9 protein-coding genes and 3 tRNA genes are annotated in these 16,680 nt (G+C 50.0%); 4 read left to right on the forward strand and 8 right to left on the reverse strand.

The window, feature by feature from the left end; all coding sequences use genetic code 11:
- The first annotated feature begins 214 nt into the window (after positions 1-214).
- From ACMHKJ_RS12360 to ACMHKJ_RS12370, 3 genes are all read left to right on the forward strand, one after another.
- Positions 215-291 (forward strand) — tRNA-Met (locus tag ACMHKJ_RS12360).
- 46 nt (positions 292-337) lie between these two features.
- Positions 338-414 (forward strand) — tRNA-Met (locus ACMHKJ_RS12365).
- Between the two features lie 26 nt (positions 415-440).
- A tRNA-Met gene (locus ACMHKJ_RS12370) sits at positions 441-517 on the forward strand.
- A 145-nt stretch (positions 518-662) separates the two neighbouring features.
- Here the strand turns inward: ACMHKJ_RS12370 and amiC are convergent.
- Positions 663-1,913 carry an N-acetylmuramoyl-L-alanine amidase AmiC gene (amiC, locus tag ACMHKJ_RS12375; protein WP_413494298.1) on the reverse strand — a complete coding sequence of 417 codons (1,251 nt, stop codon included), beginning with the start codon at positions 1,911-1,913 and terminating at the stop codon, positions 663-665.
- A 280-nt stretch (positions 1,914-2,193) separates the two neighbouring features.
- Between amiC and argA the strand changes: the two genes are divergently transcribed.
- Positions 2,194-3,522, forward strand: coding sequence for an amino-acid N-acetyltransferase (gene argA, locus ACMHKJ_RS12380; RefSeq protein WP_413494300.1), 1,329 nt, complete (start codon positions 2,194-2,196; stop codon positions 3,520-3,522).
- A gap of 21 nt (positions 3,523-3,543) precedes the next feature.
- Here the strand turns inward: argA and recD are convergent, their stop codons facing one another.
- The 7 genes from recD to ACMHKJ_RS12415 are packed head-to-tail and all read right to left on the reverse strand — an operon-like array spanning position 3,544 to position 16,678.
- A complete protein-coding gene (gene recD, locus ACMHKJ_RS12385) occupies positions 3,544-5,379 on the reverse strand; it encodes an exodeoxyribonuclease V subunit alpha (protein WP_413494301.1) in 1,836 nt (611 codons plus the stop codon).
- Positions 5,376-8,990 (reverse strand): exodeoxyribonuclease V subunit beta, encoded by a 3,615-nt coding sequence (gene recB, locus ACMHKJ_RS12390; protein WP_413494303.1) that lies wholly within the window; start codon positions 8,988-8,990, stop codon positions 5,376-5,378. Before recB ends, recD begins: the two co-directional genes overlap by 4 nt.
- A gap of 4 nt (positions 8,991-8,994) precedes the next feature.
- Complete coding sequence (gene ptrA, locus ACMHKJ_RS12395; RefSeq protein WP_413494305.1) at positions 8,995-11,877, reverse strand: pitrilysin; 2,883 nt, start codon at positions 11,875-11,877, stop codon at positions 8,995-8,997.
- Positions 11,870-15,271: an exodeoxyribonuclease V subunit gamma gene (gene recC / locus ACMHKJ_RS12400; RefSeq protein WP_413494307.1), complete on the reverse strand. Its 3,402-nt coding sequence runs from the start codon at positions 15,269-15,271 to the stop codon at positions 11,870-11,872. Before recC ends, ptrA begins: the two co-directional genes overlap by 8 nt.
- A complete protein-coding gene (locus tag ACMHKJ_RS12405) occupies positions 15,246-15,614 on the reverse strand; it encodes a prepilin-type N-terminal cleavage/methylation domain-containing protein (RefSeq protein ID WP_413494308.1) in 369 nt (122 codons plus the stop codon). The genes recC and ACMHKJ_RS12405 overlap by 26 nt, the downstream gene beginning before the upstream one ends.
- The gene (locus ACMHKJ_RS12410; protein ID WP_413494309.1) at positions 15,607-16,122 is read right to left on the reverse strand and encodes a YgdB family protein; all 516 of its coding nucleotides are present in this window, start codon (positions 16,120-16,122) and stop codon (positions 15,607-15,609) included. Before ACMHKJ_RS12410 ends, ACMHKJ_RS12405 begins: the two co-directional genes overlap by 8 nt.
- Positions 16,097-16,678, reverse strand: a complete 582-nt coding sequence (locus ACMHKJ_RS12415) for a prepilin peptidase-dependent protein (RefSeq protein WP_413494311.1) — start codon at positions 16,676-16,678, stop codon at positions 16,097-16,099. The genes ACMHKJ_RS12410 and ACMHKJ_RS12415 overlap by 26 nt, the downstream gene beginning before the upstream one ends.
- Between the last annotated feature and the right edge of the window lie 2 nt (positions 16,679-16,680).

The raw sequence follows: 16,680 nt of genomic DNA on the forward strand, positions 1-16,680 counted from the left end.
TAAGGGAAGACCGTCGGAGAGCATAGATAAACAACTATGTGCCCCGGCGGGCGTCGTTCCGACAACGAACATGCAGTTTGAATGAATAAGGGTATAATTGTATTCAAAACATACAATGAGAGGGATAATCAACCAAAACAGGGAAAGAGATAGCTTTTTATCAATAAATAACTTGCAACCGTGTATTTCCTGAGTATAGTAAGCGCCTCACAGACGCGGGATGGAGCAGTCTGGTAGCTCGTCGGGCTCATAACCCGAAGGTCGTCGGTTCAAATCCGGCTCCCGCAACCAATAGCTTCTGTGAGATGTAATCAGTACCAAGTTAATGATATTCGGACGCGGGATGGAGCAGTCTGGTAGCTCGTCGGGCTCATAACCCGAAGGTCGTCGGTTCAAATCCGGCTCCCGCAACCAACACTTATCATCATTAACTTTTCGGACGCGGGGTGGAGCAGTCTGGTAGCTCGTCGGGCTCATAACCCGAAGGTCGTCGGTTCAAATCCGGCCCCCGCAACCAATCTTATACCGACATTATTTGTCAAAATTCCCTGAATACTATTCCATTCTGACGTTATCCTGATTTACTAAAATCTGCATTTCAATTCTAATTACACCTCACTGTAAACCGTTTCAGTGCCACATCCTTGTGACACACACTATTTTTAATCCCTGCGGGCGACAGCGCCACCATTTGCAAAATACGCTTTGATACCCTGGAAAACAGAATTCGCCATCTCCTGCTGGAATTTCGCCGTTTTCAGTAAACGCTCTTCCTCAATATTACTGATAAAGGCGGTTTCCACCAGAATGGATGGAATATCCGGTGCTTTCAATACTGCAAACCCAGCCTGGTCGACTGTTTTTTTATGCAGTTTATTAACTGTGTTCATCCGCTTGAGAACTTCCGAGCCAAATTTAAGGCTATCTTTAATACTCGCGCTCTGCACCATATCAAACATGGTCTGATCGAGATATTTATCACCGCTTTTGCTTACGCCGCCAATTCTGTCGGCATCATTCTGGGTTTGTGCCAGAAATTTTGCGGTATTACTGGTTGCTCCGCGTGTCGACAGCGCAAAAACGGACGAACCTCTGGCTGAACGATCAGTAAACGCATCCGCATGGACAGAGACAAAGAGATCCGCCCGCATCTTGCGCGCTTTCGCCACACGCACTGACAGCGGAATAAACACATCCTCGTTGCGCGTCATATAGGCCCGCATACCCGGCTCGCGATCAATCAGGGACTTTAAGCGGCGTGCCATTTGCAGCACCACATCTTTTTCCCGCGTTTTGTACTTACCGATAGCCCCGGGGTCTTCCCCGCCATGGCCGGGATCAATCATAATCACAATCGGTCTGTCTTTACCCGCTTTGCCCGGTTTCGGCGTTTCACGCGGGAGGCTCTCTTCCAGGTCACCCCGGTTGTAATCTTCCAGCAATGCAAGCAGCGGATCGTCTTCTTCTCTGCTGCCATTTTTCGGATAAAAATCAAGCACAAGGCGATTTTTAAATTCAGCCACAGGGGTCAGTTCCAGCACCTGCGGACTCATTGCCTGTTTCACTTCAAACACGAGGCGGACAGTCTGCGGATCATTTTGTCCGATGCGGACAAGTTTCAGGTGTGGATCCCGGTTTTGTACCTGCTTATCCAGCCCTTTCAGCACGCTGTTGAGATGCACATTTTTCAGATCGATAACAACACGTTCAGGGTTTTGCAGGGTAAATTGTTTATATTTCAGCGGACTATCAGACTCAATAGTCACACGGGTATAACTGGATGCCGGCCAGATACGCACCGCCACGATTTGCGATGAAGCCGCAAACCCGAACGGGCTGATACTCAGCAGACAAAATGCCGCTGCACCTTTGAGCAACAGACGGCGTGACGCATCGTGTTCAGAATGACTCATGAAAAGATATCCATAGCGTAAATCACATCAATATTGCCGAAAGGTATATCCGGAAAACCAACGAAATTAAGAAAACAGAACTATTTATTCTTAAATAATTTAAGCGGCACTTTATCTAATCATTTGCGCCCTGTCATTATGGATTTTTAGCTTATATGGCGATAATTCAGACAAACTCAGATCAATTCTTTTCTGCCGCCAAAAATTTGGGCTTGCTATTCCCTCACAAAAAGAATAAAAATACATAAATTACGAATAAAAATTCATTTGTGAGGGTGTTATGAAAGAGCGCAGTATCGAACTGGTGGACGGTTTCCGTCAGTCAGTTCCCTATATCAATGCCCATCATGGCAAAACATTTGTGGTTATGCTGGGCGGCGAAGCCATCGAGCATGAAAATTTTCCTAACATTGTTAATGATATCGGCCTGCTGCACAGCTTAGGTATCCGCCTGATTGTCGTTTATGGTGCCCGCCCGCAAATTGAAAAAAATCTGCTGGCTCATCAGTGTGAGCCGGTTTATCACAAGAATACCCGCGTAACAGATGCTCGTACACTTGAGCTTGTCAAACAAGCCGCAGGGCAATTACAGCTGGATATCACCGCCCGCCTGTCAATGTGCCTGAATAATACGCCGCTGCAGGGCGCGCATATTAATGTGGTCAGCGGTAATTTTGTTATTGCCCAGCCGCTTGGCATTGACGACGGTGTTGATTACTGTCACAGCGGGCGCATCCGGCGGATTGATGAAGATGCGATCAACCGGCAACTGAATAATGGCGGCATTATACTGATTGGCCCTGTCGCCGTTTCTGTCACCGGCGAAAGTTTTAATCTGACCTCCGAAGAAATTGCCACACAAATTGCCGTCAAACTTAAAGCCGAAAAACTGATTGGCTTTTGCTCTGCACAAGGTGTGGTTGCCGATAACGGCGCGATTATCTCCGAAATGCACCCAAATGACGCCGAGCACTATGTGCAGGAAATGGAAAGCAGCGGTGATTACTATTCCGGGACTGTCCGTTTTTTGCGCGGGGCAATCAAAGCCTGCCGCCGTGGTGTAAAACGCAGCCATCTTCTGAGTTATCAGGATGACGGATCACTTATTCAGGAGCTGTTCTCCCGTGACGGAATCGGAACCCAGGTCGTGATGGAAAGTGCGGAGCAAACCCGCAGAGCAAATATCAATGATATCGGCGGGATACTCGAGCTTATCCGCCCGCTGGAGCAGCAGGGTATTCTGGTACGCCGCTCACGCGAACAACTGGAAATGGAAATCGATAAATTTACAATTGTTGAGCGCGATAACACCACGATCGCCTGTGCCGCACTCTATCCGTATCCGGAAGAAAAAATCGGCGAAATGGCGTGTGTGGCAGTACATCCTGACTACCGCAGTTCTGCGCGGGGCGAAGAATTACTCAACCGGATAACGCAACAGGCAAAACTGGCAGGGCTGGAAAAACTGTTTGTTCTCACTACCCGCAGTATTCACTGGTTTCAGGAGCGCGGGTTTGTACCGGCAGAAATTGAAAACCTGCCGGTCAAAAAACAGGAAATGTACAACTATCAGCGGCGCTCAAAAATTCTTATTCTGGATTTTAAATAACCGACTGCCGGTTATCACTGTTCAGCGTAACCTCTCACTCAGCCCGCTGTAACGTTGAGTAGGGGTTTTAACTGCGCGGCGCAGGCACTCTTCCCGGCTGTAAACAGTCAGGAATTGCTTTGCCCGCGTCAGAGCGGTGTACAGTAACTCGCGGCTGACCAGCGGTGATATTTGTACCGGTAGCACCAGCGCGGTATGAGTAAACTCAGATCCCTGGGATTTATGCACTGTCATCACATACGCCGTTTCATGAGCCGGTAACCGGCTCGGCTGAATACTTTTTATCGTGCCGTCCGGCAACTGAAAATGTACACGAAGCTCATTCTTATCATCCCGCAGCATAATGCCTATATCCCCGTTAAACAGCCCCAGCGGGCTGTCATTGCGGTTGATCATCACCGGTTTTCCGTGATAACCGCGCAGCCGGTGAATAAGAGGACGCCGGATATGCCCCTGCTGATGCAACAGACGTTCAATACGCTCATTCAGCCCTTCCACACCGAACGGACCTTCGCGCAGGGCACACAATAACCGGAACTGATTAAAGGCATTCAGAACAACCGCCGGCTCTGCCTGTTTTTTTACCAGCGCAAGAAACGGCAGATACCCGGTCATAGTATCGGTCAGTACCTGCGGATAACCATTTTCATCCTCCAGCGGTACATAGCGGACATCAGTGCGCTGCCCGTTAAGAATAGCCATGGTTTCCCGCGCATCGCCCTGGTTGACGGCAGTTGCCAGCTGACCAATCCCGGAATTTTCATCAAAACGGAAACTTTTACGCAGCAGACAAAGGTGATCCTGCACATTTACAGAATGAGCCGGTGCCGTTTCCGGCAGGGTACAGCCCGTCATGGCTTCCAGCGCCTGACGTCTTTCCGGTGTATATCCCTCTTTGGCAAAACGGCAGATATCCCCCAGAACCGCCCCCGCTTCAACTGAGGCGAGCTGATCTTTATCGCCAAGCAGAATAAGCCTTGCCTGCGGCGGCAACGCGTCGATCAGTGCCGCCATCATCGGTAAATCAACCATGGATGCTTCATCAACAATCAGAATATCCAGCGGCAGCGGGTTTTTCTGATGATGGCGCATCTGGCGACTGTCCGGCTGTGCGCCCAGCAAACGGTGCAGGGTTTTTGCCTGCTCCGGCATCATCGCGCGCTGCTCATCCGTCAGTATCAGTTGTTCAATCGCCGAACCAAGTGATTCAGTCAGGCGAGCCGCCGCTTTACCGGTCGGGGCAGCCAGTTCAATCAGTAACTGACGGGGTGCTGATTGCACCAATGCTGCCAGAATACGGGCAACCGTTGTGGTTTTCCCGGTTCCCGGTCCTCCGGAGATAACAGCAGTCTGACTGCTGACCGCCACCGCTGCCGCCACTTTTTGCCAGTCAGTTTCCGGCATTGACTGACTAAACAGCGCATCCAGCAACGGGCGGATACTTTCCGGGTCCTGCGTGACCGGCTGTGGCTGTGAAAAATACGCTGCGACCTGACATTCATACTGCCACATACGGTGCAGATACAAATTAGTGCCGGATAACACAACGGGTGTGGGAAGTGAGCCATCACTAACTGCATCAGATACACTGAGTACAGATCCAATCTCTGCAACTGACGGCTCACCCAGCACCTGCCAGACTGATTGTAATAGTTCGGCGTGCCGCCCACCCGGCTCCATCAGCGGAGCAACGCGGGATAACGGCAGACAGACATGTCCCGATCCGGTCTGCGCACTGAGCAGTGCAAAAATTAATTGCAGCAGTGGTGCATCATCCGCTGCCAGCATAGCAGCGAACTGACAATCTAAAGGGCGCAGGATCTGCTCAGCACATAATGTTTGTAAGTGAGCATTCATTTACTTGTCTCCCCTTTAAACATCGCATCCAGCTGTTCTGTAAATGCCTGTTCCGGCCGGTAAAAATAAATTCCCTGCCCGGGATGCGCGGGTGTCATTCCGCGCAGAAATAAATAATAAACGCCGCCGAAATGCACATCATAGTTATAATCCGGCAATCTGTGGCGTAAATAGCGGTGCAATGCCAGGGTATAAAGCTGATACTGCAAATCATAACGGTGCTCAATCATCGCGTCCGCCAGTGCTGCCTGTTGATAATCAGCAGCACTGTCACCGAGATAGTTTGATTTATAGTCCGCTATGTAATATTTGCCGTCATGGCAGAATACCAGGTCAATAAAGCCTTTCAGCATCCCGGTCACCGTAGTGAAATCCAACGGACGCGCCCGTTCTGACAGCGGATCAAAGGCTCTCATCAGTGCATCCAGCCCGGGCGCGCTCAGCTCACTTTCAATCGGCAGGAAAAATTGCATTTCATCCTGCTTCAGTTGTGCCGGAATTTGTCTCAGCGCCGATCCACCCTCACAAAGCGGGGTATTCAGCAGTTCAGTAAACCAGGATTGCAGGAACGGCGCCCAGTGAACGGAAAAACCGAACGATAATAACTGGTCATTCAGCCACTCAAGTGAGGGCTCACTATCAAATTCAAGTGCTTCAAACAGGCTATGAAGAAATGTTCCCGCCTGTGCGCCACGTGGAAACGTATAGGCGGTCAGTTCAGATCCGGCTTCCGCCTGTATTTCACCGGCTGTTTCTGTATCCATGTCCGGACTGAGTGCGCGGATCATCGACATCATCTCTTCCTGCCTGTCCTGTGTATACGCATTGCCGCCGGATGCAGCGCCGTAACTCAGACCGCTGTAGCTGGTTACCCGCCACTGTCCGCGGATTTCACGGGTAAAGGCTTTCACTGCCAGAGATACCGGCGGACGGGCTTGCGGCTCCCACGGCGTGAGCGTCTGCCCTTGCACCGGAGTCAGTTCCAGGGAGTCATCTCCCTGACAAAACGCGGTCAGCCGCCCGAACAGAGTTTCACTGTCACACGCCTGACCATTTTGTATCAGATACCCCAGCCCGCAGAGGTGTAAATCGGTATTCCCTGCTTTCTTGCGGTTCCCTTTCATGATGGGCGCGACACCAAGGCTGCAATGATAAACCGCCCGTGTAACCGCGACATAAAGCAGTCGCAGATCTTCCGCCAGGCGCTCTTTATCTGCCAGCGCCAGTTGATTGTCATCAGGTGAAAGGGTCAGGCATGGTTCAAAAGTGGTTTCATCATGATAAAGGCGCTGCCCGCCTGCCTGAAAATTACAGATGAACGGCAGCCAGACCAGCGGATATTCCAGCCCTTTTGATTTATGAATAGTACAGATCTGCACCAGATTCTGGTCGCTTTCCAGACGCATCTGCTGACTTTCGGATTGCGCATCCGGACGCAATACCTGTTGTGCCAGCCAGCGCACCAGCGCGTGTTCATTTTCCAGCGTCTGTGATGTTTCCTGAAGCAATTCACCGATATGCATAATATCAGTCAGCCGCCGCTCGCCCTCCTGACCGGCAAGCAGATTTTCAGCAACCTTCCGCTGACTGAATACCGTGCGCAGCATCGGCAGCACGCCCTGCTGCTGCCAGACTTGTCCATAACCGGCAAACTCGTCCACCAGCGCATCCCATGCTGTTTCATCGTGATTCAGCTCATCCATATCAGGGGCATTAAGACCGAATAATCCCGATGCCAGTGAACTGCGCAGCAAGCGTTCTTTTTCCGGACTCAGCACCGCCTGTAACAGCCACAGCAATTCACGTGCTTCCGGTGTATCAAAAACACTGTCCCGGTTTGAGAGGAAGACCGACGGGATAGCAAGCTGATTCAGCGCATCTTTTATCAGTTGTGCTTCGCGGCGGCTGCGCACAAGAACAGTGATATCTGCGGCACTCACCGGACGCTGCTTACCACCACGCCCGAGTAATGCAGTACCGCTCTGCCCCTGTTGTAACCAGTCCCGGATCTGCCCGGCGCATACAGCTGCCATTGTCCGCTCATAGTCACCACTGCTGACACCTTCTGCGCTCTGCCACCAGAATTGCATCGCCGGTTGTGTTTTTCCGCCAATAACAAAAGCCAGTTCATCACTCCCGGGGGCAGGCATCACCGGCTGAAACGGGATCTGTTTAAAACAGAAGGGTTCATCTGCCTGTAAAAACAGTTTATTTACCCCGTCCACCATCGTTTTTGCAGAGCGGTAATTTGTTCCCAGCGTGTAATGCGCACTGACATCATGCCGGGCTTTGATATAGGTAAAAATATCAGCGCCACGGAACGCATAAATGGCCTGTTTCGGATCCCCGATAAACAACAGTCCGCCGGGTTCTGCCTGCATATCCTCATCACGGTGTGCGGCATCATCCTGATAAATTGTCCGGAAGATCCGGTACTGCTGCGGGTCGGTATCCTGGAATTCATCAATCATGGCGACCGGAAAACGTTTTCTCAGCGTTTGCGCCAATAATGCACCATTCTCACGGCGCAATGCCTCATCAAGCCGGGTCAGCAGATCATCAAACCCCATTTCACCATGTATCTGTTTTTCCTGCGCAATTGTCTGACGGATTTCATACACCGCGCGGGTGAAAAGCACATCCTCAAGCGTCAGTGCCTGCTCCGCCAGGGTTTCTATGGCAGAAAAAACCGGGTGAGACGGTGATGTACCACCTTTTTTGGTTTTCTCACACAAAACAGTCTGACTGAAACGTTCAAGATTTTTCGGCAATGCATAGTGAGTGGTTACCCGCTCTTCTGCCCAGTCATTGATACCGGCAATCCATCCCGGCACCAGATTGGCGCGGTAACTGCTTTTGTTCAGATCTGAATCCTGAATCAGACTGACAAAATCAACATCACTTTCCCGCCATTGCAGCTTAACTTCATCAATGGCGGTAATGATTTTCTGATGGCGGGAAAGTAATGTTTCATCTGACTCCGGTGCATCAGTGATCCGGGGCGCTTCTCCCTGCAACCAGGGATAGATATCCCGTAACAATGCATCAGGACCTGACCAGAGCTGAGTAACGGCTCTTGCCAGCTCAACCGGCAGCGGATAACAATGACGCCGCCAGAAGTCCGCACACGCTTGTCTGCGGATAGGATGTTCATCCTGAATCAGTGTTTGCTCAAATAATACGCCGGACTCAAATGCATTATGTGCCAGCATCCGCTGACAGAATCCGTGAATGGTAAAAATGGCGGCTTCATCCATCTGGCGCTCAGCAAGTAACAGCCGCTGAGCCGCCATTTGCTTATCCGGGATAAGGGCAAGCAAAGGAGCAAATGCATGATTCGGCTCCTGCTCATCGCGCAGACAGGCAATACGCAGTAAATGAATGTTTTCACGGATACGCCCGCGCAGCTCATTGGTTGCCGCTTCCGTGAACGTCACCACCAGGATCTCTTCTGCTGACAACGGACGGCTGAACGCACCTTCCCCCAGCCCCAGTAACAGACGCAAATAGAGCCTGGCGATAGTGTACGTTTTTCCCGTACCCGCAGACGCTTCAATTAACCGCTGCCCCAGCAGCGGTATTGTGACCGGGTTTAAAGATTCAGCCGCCATAGACTTACCGGATTTCCTCTTTCACAGGCAACAGCGACTGAAACTCTGTCACTGACGGATAGGTTGTCCAGCCTTCCGGCTTCGCATAATCATCCGCTTTACCGCCGGTTCCTGTTACCTGAGAATAAAGTGCCAGTCCGTTTTTCGACATAACCGCTTTCTCATAGAATGTCACCACATCCTGTTTTGTCATTTTTTTCACCGCATCAATAGTCTGTGCACGGGTATTAAAATCAAAATAGTTATTTTTGAAATCAAATGAATAACGGGATGCTTCTTCTGCAAAGGTTTCCGGCGGCTGAGTCAGTTCAGTCAGCAGTGCTCCGCGGTATTTATCAAACTCCGCATTATCCAGCGCCTGTAACCGTTTTTCCGTTTTCACATAGAAATCATTAAAACGCTGTGACAGATATGCCGGATTTTTTTCATTGCTCTGTATCAGAAAACCTATCCCCCACTGACGACCAAAGCCCGGATTAAAGGCAAACAGGGCATAACCCAGTTGTTCCTGTGTCCGCAATTGATCGTAGAACCACGGATGCAGAATTTTTGATAATACAGAAGAGAATGCCGCGCCCTCAGTGCGTGAATATCCTGTCGGGATAAAAATATTCGCCAGTGCATTGTCTGTACTGTTCGCTTTCTCATCAAAATTCGGTTTCAGGGTTTTGTCGATAACGTAGTAATCACCCACCCACCATTGTGTTCCCTGCGAGCCAAGCTGTGCCTGTGCTTTTGCAGCAATCTGTTCTGCCTGCTGTGCCGTAACGTTACCAAAAATAAACATCTGTAACGCACCTTCACGGATCAGGCGATCACGGAATTCAGTCACATCTTTTTCTGTAATCGTTTCAAGTGCGGCGAGACGATCTTTTTCCTCAAAATATGGCACATATTTCAGGCGGCTGAACGGGCGCATTGCCATTTCATACGCTTTGCCGTTATTTGAGACGGCAACCTGCTCACGATACCAGGATTTTGCCTGAGTCAGTTCAGCAGCCGTCGGTGTAAAGGTCTGATACTGCCCGATTGCGGTAGTCAGAAGCTCAGGTAAGTGCTGAGAGTAGCCATCCGCGCTGATATTCAGTCCATCATCATCGCTGATGTTAATCCCCATTCCCGCCACACCGGCCTGATAACGAAGCTGGTTCAGTTTCAGTTCACTGATATAGCTGAGCACAGAACTGGTGACAAAATCTTTCGCGGTTCGGTTGGTATTTTTGTTGCGCAGTTCCAGTGCAATAATCGCTTTAGGTTCGTCAGCAAAATACTGGCTCGGCATGTAGAACAGACGTGATTTTGCCGTGTCTGTCAGTTGTACCGGTTTTTCCTGTTTCTCTTTTTTGATCAAATCAAAGTTATCCGGAATGAACGGGTTCAATGCCGGCAGAGAGAAATGAAAATCACGTTCAGACTTACGCCATTTATCGAGTTGCGCGGCGGTTACATTATCCACCTGATACGGCGCATCCACAAAATAGGCTTTCTTATTGCTTGGTTCATCCGGGCTGGTGTACCAGATACGGGCTTTTTCCGGTGTTAAATCACTGAACCGCGCTTTAATCGCAGCCTGATCCCAGTCATCAGCAAGATAGCCGACGTTCAGGATATTACTGACCGGATAATCCATCATGGTATTCGCCAGAGACTCAACATAGCCCATATCACGGACAATAGAGTTGTAACGGAATGCCAGTCCGTTTACCCGGGCTATCTCATCGAAATAGGCTTTACTAATTCCTTTTTCTTTAATCAAATTCAGATAAGAAAACACCGCAGCGGTGATTTCATCACGCTTTAACATGCCTTCATCAGTCAGCGCCACAGAGATAATAAAAATACCCTGATTCCGCGCCAGATCAGAAGAAGCGGATGCGCTGATATTCTCTGCAAGACCTTTTGATATCAGCCAGTTTGCTAATGTTCCTTCACTGCGGCTCCCCAACAGGTAAGCAATGTAAGTGTCTGTTTGTTTACGGAAATCTTTGTTGTTGTTATCAATAACAAATTCAAAATCCAGGGATTTCTGAGGCTGAGCCGGAACATAGTGAATAATTTTCTGTTGCTCGGCTGCAGTGATAAGCGGCACCGTAATCTGCGGAATGGCCGCTTTACGGTTCGGGATTGTCCCGAATGTATTGTTTGCAAGAACAGCCAGCTCTTCAGTGGATTCAGGTCCGTACAGCACACCTTTCATCAGGTTTGATGAATAGTATGTGTTGTAGAATTTGAGCAATTCTTCATGCAGGATACTGCCCGGTTTATCTTTCAGTGTATCCAGATTACCACCGGAAAAACGGGAGATCGGGTGCGCGGGGTTCCAGGTTTCAGCCCGTACCTGATACATACGGTGACCGTCACGGGAGCGCGCCATTGTCAGTTCTGCATTAACCGCATTTCGCTCTTTATCTGCATTCACCGGATCAAGCAGCGGCTCAGCCAGAGCATCAGCCAGGCGCTCAGTGGCACCTTTCAGTGCGCTGTTTTCAACTTCAAAGTAAAAGTCAGTGTAATTCGATCCCGTACTGGCGTTATGGCTTCCGCCATGTTTAGCAAGATAATCACTGAAGTTTCCGGGTTCAGGGAAACGTTTTGATCCCATCAGTACCATGTGCTCCAGATAATGCGCCAGTCCTGCCTGGCTCTGCGGCTCATCCATACTGCCTATCGCCAGGCTGATTGCTGCCGCAGATTTGCGGGCAGCACTGTCTGAAATCAGCAGAACAGTCATGTCATTTTTCAGGGTAATTGCCTGATACTGACGCGGGTCATTCTCACTTTTTTCTATCTCATCCGGTAAAACCTGCCATGCATTCTGTGCAAGTGCGTTCGCACCGGTAAAAAAGAAAAGCAGTGTAAAGATAAACTGCACTAGTTGTTTAGGCATCAGCCTGATTCTCCCTGTTTTTCTGATGATGGAACATCGGCAAAAATAATTGTTGCGAAAGCTGCTTAGTCACCCCGAGAAGTTCTGTATCAAAATGGCGGAATGCACGAACCACATAGTCATCCTCTGCTTCACCATTAAACTGAAAACCACCCTGCAATGTCTGTAGCAGCAGCGATGCGGCTTTATGTTGGAGTGCTTCATCATCAGAGAGTTCACCACTTTTTTCATCTGCCAGTGTGCTCAGCCATGCCCAGCCACTCTTAATGAAAACAGGCAATGGTTCATTAAGCCCCTGAACAAACACATCCAGTAATGGTTGCAGATACTGTTGCGCCTGTGCGGCTGTCAGCGGTTCAAAAATCCATGCGGTATCATTACGCCCGAACGACCGGCTGAATTGCTGCCGGTCACTCAGGCTATAAACCAGATGCTCAATCCACAGGCGCAGCCCGTCAACCGCAGTCAGCGCGGCGGCACGCCAGCGCAGTAATCCGTCATTCTGAACACCCGCTAATTGTCCGGTTAATGTATAAGGCCCCACACCATAGCAGAACAACTCACTCTTTGATTCTGCGCGCGCCCGGCGGACTTTTTCCGCCAGTACATCCATTTCCTGTAACTGATCTTCCCAGTAAACCTGTGCAAATGCCCCTGCGGGTAACGATCCGGCGGCTTTCAGGGTGGTAAACACCTGTTCTTCTGACTCACCGTCCACCAGCGCGTCAAGCAACTGTGTGTTAAACCCGTAGCGCTGTAAGTTATCAACACTAAACGGCTCTTCCTCCGGCAGTGCGACATCTTCAATATCAAAATGGACTTTCAGACGCTGCTGAAAAAAAGCGCGGATCGGGTGGCGGTAAAACCGTAAAAGCTTCTCCAGTGTAATATCTGTCACAGATTCAGCCGGAACCGGCACATTAAATTGCCCCTGTGCCCGTCCCTGTCCCAGCGCCGCAGGCAGCCACTGAGGCGCAAAGCTCTGAAATTCAGCGCCTTCACGGTAATTTTCTGCCGCAAAGGGAACTCGTGAATGACAAACAGTCAGATGGTTCTCAATGGCTTTCCGGCTGGTATCCAAATTTTCCGGACGGTCTTTTTTCAGGCAAAAATTTAACCCGATATATTCCAGTAACTCACTGACTAAGACCGACGGATTGCGCTCTTCGTTATCGCGGATAGAACGCCCGATATAACTGATATATAAATGCTCTTTTGCAGAGCTCAGTGCCTCAAGGAAAAGATAGCGGTCATCATCCCGGCGCTTGCGGTCGCCGCGACGCGCCAGCTCTGCCATCAGATCAAACCCCAGAGGCGGAATATTCCGCGGATACACACCGTCATTCATCCCCAACAGACAAACAACCTTAAACGGGATCGAACGCATCGGCATCAGTGTACAAAAATTAATCGCACCTGATAAAAAGCGCTGACTGATTTTTTCATCATCCAGCCGCAGAGAGAGCTCGTCACGGATCAGGGAAAGTGGTACTTCATCGTCATAACAGGCTTTTATTGCCTGCTCCAGCACCTGCTGCCACTGTTGCAGTACCATGCTGAGCACAGGCCCGGTATCCGGCGTTACCGCAAAGAAAGCAGAAAGTAGCTCAGCGCCGGTTTCACGCCACTGTACCGGTGTACGGGTTTCACTCAGAATATCCTGCCACCGGCTCAGGGTATCAATAAATGCCGCGAGCTGACCGACTCTTCCGGCGGCAATACCGGATGCATCATCATACGGGAGTATCCCGCGCCAGGTGCCTTCCTGCTGCGCCATAGCATACCCGAGCAACATACGTTCCAAACCGAATTTCCAGGTATTCTGACCAAAAACCGGCAATGAAAAAGATTTGATGTTGTCATCATCCAGCCCCCAGCGGACACCCGAACCACTGACCCAGCGACGTAACAGCGGCAAATCGCTTTCATCCAGACCAAATTGTTGAGCAATCGCAGGTACTTCCAGCAAACTGAGCACATGTTCTGATGTGAAGCGGCTCTGCGGCAACTCCAGCAGGGTTAATACCGCTTGTAAAACAGGGTGTGCCTGACGGGCTTTGCGGTCAGAAATAGCAAATGGCAGGTAGCGGTTGTCATTACCATGACCAAATACTGCCTGAATGTACGGAGAGTAACTGTCGATATCCGCTACCATCACAATAATGTCACGCGGTGTGAGCAGAGGATTATTCTCAAGTAAATTAAGTAAGTAATCCTGTAAAACTTCAACTTCCCGCTGAGGACTATGACAGGAATGGAAGCTCAGTGAGCGGTCGTTATCTGCAAGAATCCGCCGGTCTTCACTCACCGAGAACTCTTCTTTCGTCTTACCCACGCGGCTGTAGTCAGCCAAATCAAGAATATCCTGCTGAACAGTAGTCAGTAATGTATCCGGCGTGTAGTCAACAAACGCTTTAATAACATGAGCATCGTCAATCTCTTCCAGAAACCAGAGATTATCCCGCCCTAAACGCCCCCAGGACGCCAGCAGCGGATTACCGATATTTTGCTCACCATCGGCTTCAAAATTAAAAAGTGAAGAGGCATCGTCGTCAGATTTAAACCAGCTGACAGCCTTCTTATCCCAATAGCTTTGCGGCTTACGTGCCAGCATCCGGCGCAGTGATGCCGGGTTCTGAATATCGCCCCAGTAATATTGGCAGGGATTGGTAAACATCAGATGAATATGGGTATGCTGCCCGAGGGCGCGCAGTGCCTGCAAATAAACAGGCGGCAATGCAGAAATACCACAGATAAACAGCCGGGGAGGTAAATTTGCCATGATGTGTGGATCCCCCTGATTCAGCACATCAATAAAACGCTGATAAAGATTTGCACGATGCCATTGCGGTTGATCCAGCGTACGCGTCAGTGTCTGTAAATCCTGCCACAGCGATTTTTGCCAGGCCTGGTTCTGACTCAGTCCGTCAACCAGCGTGTCGCCTTCCCATGCGGTCAGCCAGTCCGGGCGGTAAACAAGATATTGGTCAAATAAGTCCGCGATACGGCCTGAAAGCTGATGAAGTTTGCGTTTGTCGCTATCATCATCCAGATAATGGCGCAGCGGGGTAAAGTCCGGATCCTCAAGGCGCTGCGGTAACAGAGACATCAGTTTCCATGTCATTGCACCTTTACTGAATGCACTCTCTTTCGGGATACCCGGCAATACACGGGTAAACATATCCCAGATAAAGGTTGCGGGCAGCGGGAAATCAATATTTGCCGCAATACCCAGTTTTTCCGCCAGCGCAATCTGTAACCACTGTGACATTCCCGGACTTTGCACGAGAACCGTTTCCGGGCGGAATGGATCCGCAATCTTATCAGTATCAATAATATGGCAGATAATATCTTTCAGCAGATCCAAATCATTGGAGTGATAAATCGTAAACATTTTTCTGCCCTTGCATGCATTGCCATCGGCTGGCGGTTAACTGGCGCTCTCCGGAAGAGACTAAACGGATAGTAACGGAAACACAGCCCGGCGCCACGTTTTCCTGTTTATTTTCCCATTGCCGCCGGGAAGATAACGCTGTTTTCATCATCTGCTGTAATGTACCGGGATCTGCGGTAAACTGCATCATCTGATGTAACCGGCGTACTGTACTGACATCATCATACTGCCGGTGTTTTCCGCTGTTAAGGAGTTGATGATAACGTAATAAGCCGGTCATCAATACCGCAAAAACAAAAGCACAAATAAGCACTTCCGGTAACGACATCCCCCTCTCATTCATCTTTTTCTCCTGTCTTACTGTACCCCGCACAACCTGGTTTCAGATCCGGAGGGCAAAAGTCACTCCATCCCTGTGCCTGCGCTGTCAGCGTGATTTCATTACCCTGCGTCGTTGCAGTAACAAGCTGATAATGAGATATATTTTGTCTGAACCAGGGCGAGAATGAACTGCCCTGTAATAAAAAACGATTTCCCTTCAGCCGCCGGAGACAACTTTTCAGTACCGGGTCCGCCGCTGTCCTGCAATATAACGGCTCTCTGACAAGCTCACTTTGGGACCAGCGCAGTGTCATTCCCCACGTCAGTGCAGACGCCGCTCCGGCATCTGCCTGATAAAAGGCAATTTCATCCTGTCCGTTGCGCCACTCAGTCTGGTAAAACCGGTGCAGGACGGATAACAACATCAGGGCGACACCCAGCAGAAGCATGATCATCATCATCAGCGCACTGCCCTGCATTGTTTTTTCACGCCGACCCACGCTGTTACGGATGATAATTGGGTGTTGCAATCAGGCTTTCTCCGTTTCGTTGCAGCACCGGTTTTTCTTTGCCGGTCAGTGTTAACGATAACTGTAAGCCACTTTGCTGATGAAGGCTGACCGGCGTAACGGAAAAACGCGTCACAACAATCTGCCGGTTATCCGTCACTTTTTCCCATCCTGGCTCCTGGCAGCTCAGCGCATTGCGGGTCCATTCCAGCGCATTTTTGTTCAGGCGATACCCGAAATGCTCGCCGGTTTTCCGTGTATTGCGCTCCCAGCGGCTGTTATGGTTAAGATCATAAGCGACGATAACGCAACTGTTTGCCGGTTCCCCCTTTTTTGCCGCTATCTGTAATGGTTTACCCTGACAGTTTCCCCGGCAAAAGGCCGTCCTCCGGAGATCTTTTTCCAGCCGTAACAGCGTCTCACGCATAATATTATCCAGTTTATATTGCCGGTATGTATTCGTTACATCCCGGCAGAGAACCGGAAAAAACCGGGTAATCGTCACCAGCAATATGGCGCTGACTGCCATACTGACCAGCATCTCAAGCAGAAGAGAGCCCCGTGATGACAAGGTCATTA

Origin of the sequence: Morganella psychrotolerans (genome assembly GCF_965118875.1) — a bacterium.
In the GTDB taxonomy this organism is placed as follows: Bacteria; Pseudomonadota; Gammaproteobacteria; order Enterobacterales; family Enterobacteriaceae; genus Morganella; species Morganella psychrotolerans_C.

Bases quoted from the DNA above. Each gene is read 5' to 3' on its own strand.
- amiC (WP_413494298.1), bottom strand. From the start codon at position 1,913: ATGAGTCATTCTGAACACGATGCGTCACGCCGTCTGTTGCTCAAAGGT.
- argA (WP_413494300.1), top strand. From the start codon at position 2,194: ATGAAAGAGCGCAGTATCGAACTGGTGGACGGTTTCCGTCAGTCAGTT.
- recD (WP_413494301.1), bottom strand. From the start codon at position 5,379: ATGAATGCTCACTTACAAACATTATGTGCTGAGCAGATCCTGCGCCCT.
- recB (WP_413494303.1), bottom strand. From the start codon at position 8,990: ATGGCGGCTGAATCTTTAAACCCGGTCACAATACCGCTGCTGGGGCAG.
- ptrA (WP_413494305.1), bottom strand. From the start codon at position 11,877: ATGCCTAAACAACTAGTGCAGTTTATCTTTACACTGCTTTTCTTTTTT.
- recC (WP_413494307.1), bottom strand. From the start codon at position 15,271: ATGTTTACGATTTATCACTCCAATGATTTGGATCTGCTGAAAGATATT.
- ACMHKJ_RS12405 (WP_413494308.1), bottom strand. From the start codon at position 15,614: ATGAATGAGAGGGGGATGTCGTTACCGGAAGTGCTTATTTGTGCTTTT.
- ACMHKJ_RS12415 (WP_413494311.1), bottom strand. From the start codon at position 16,678: ATGACCTTGTCATCACGGGGCTCTCTTCTGCTTGAGATGCTGGTCAGT.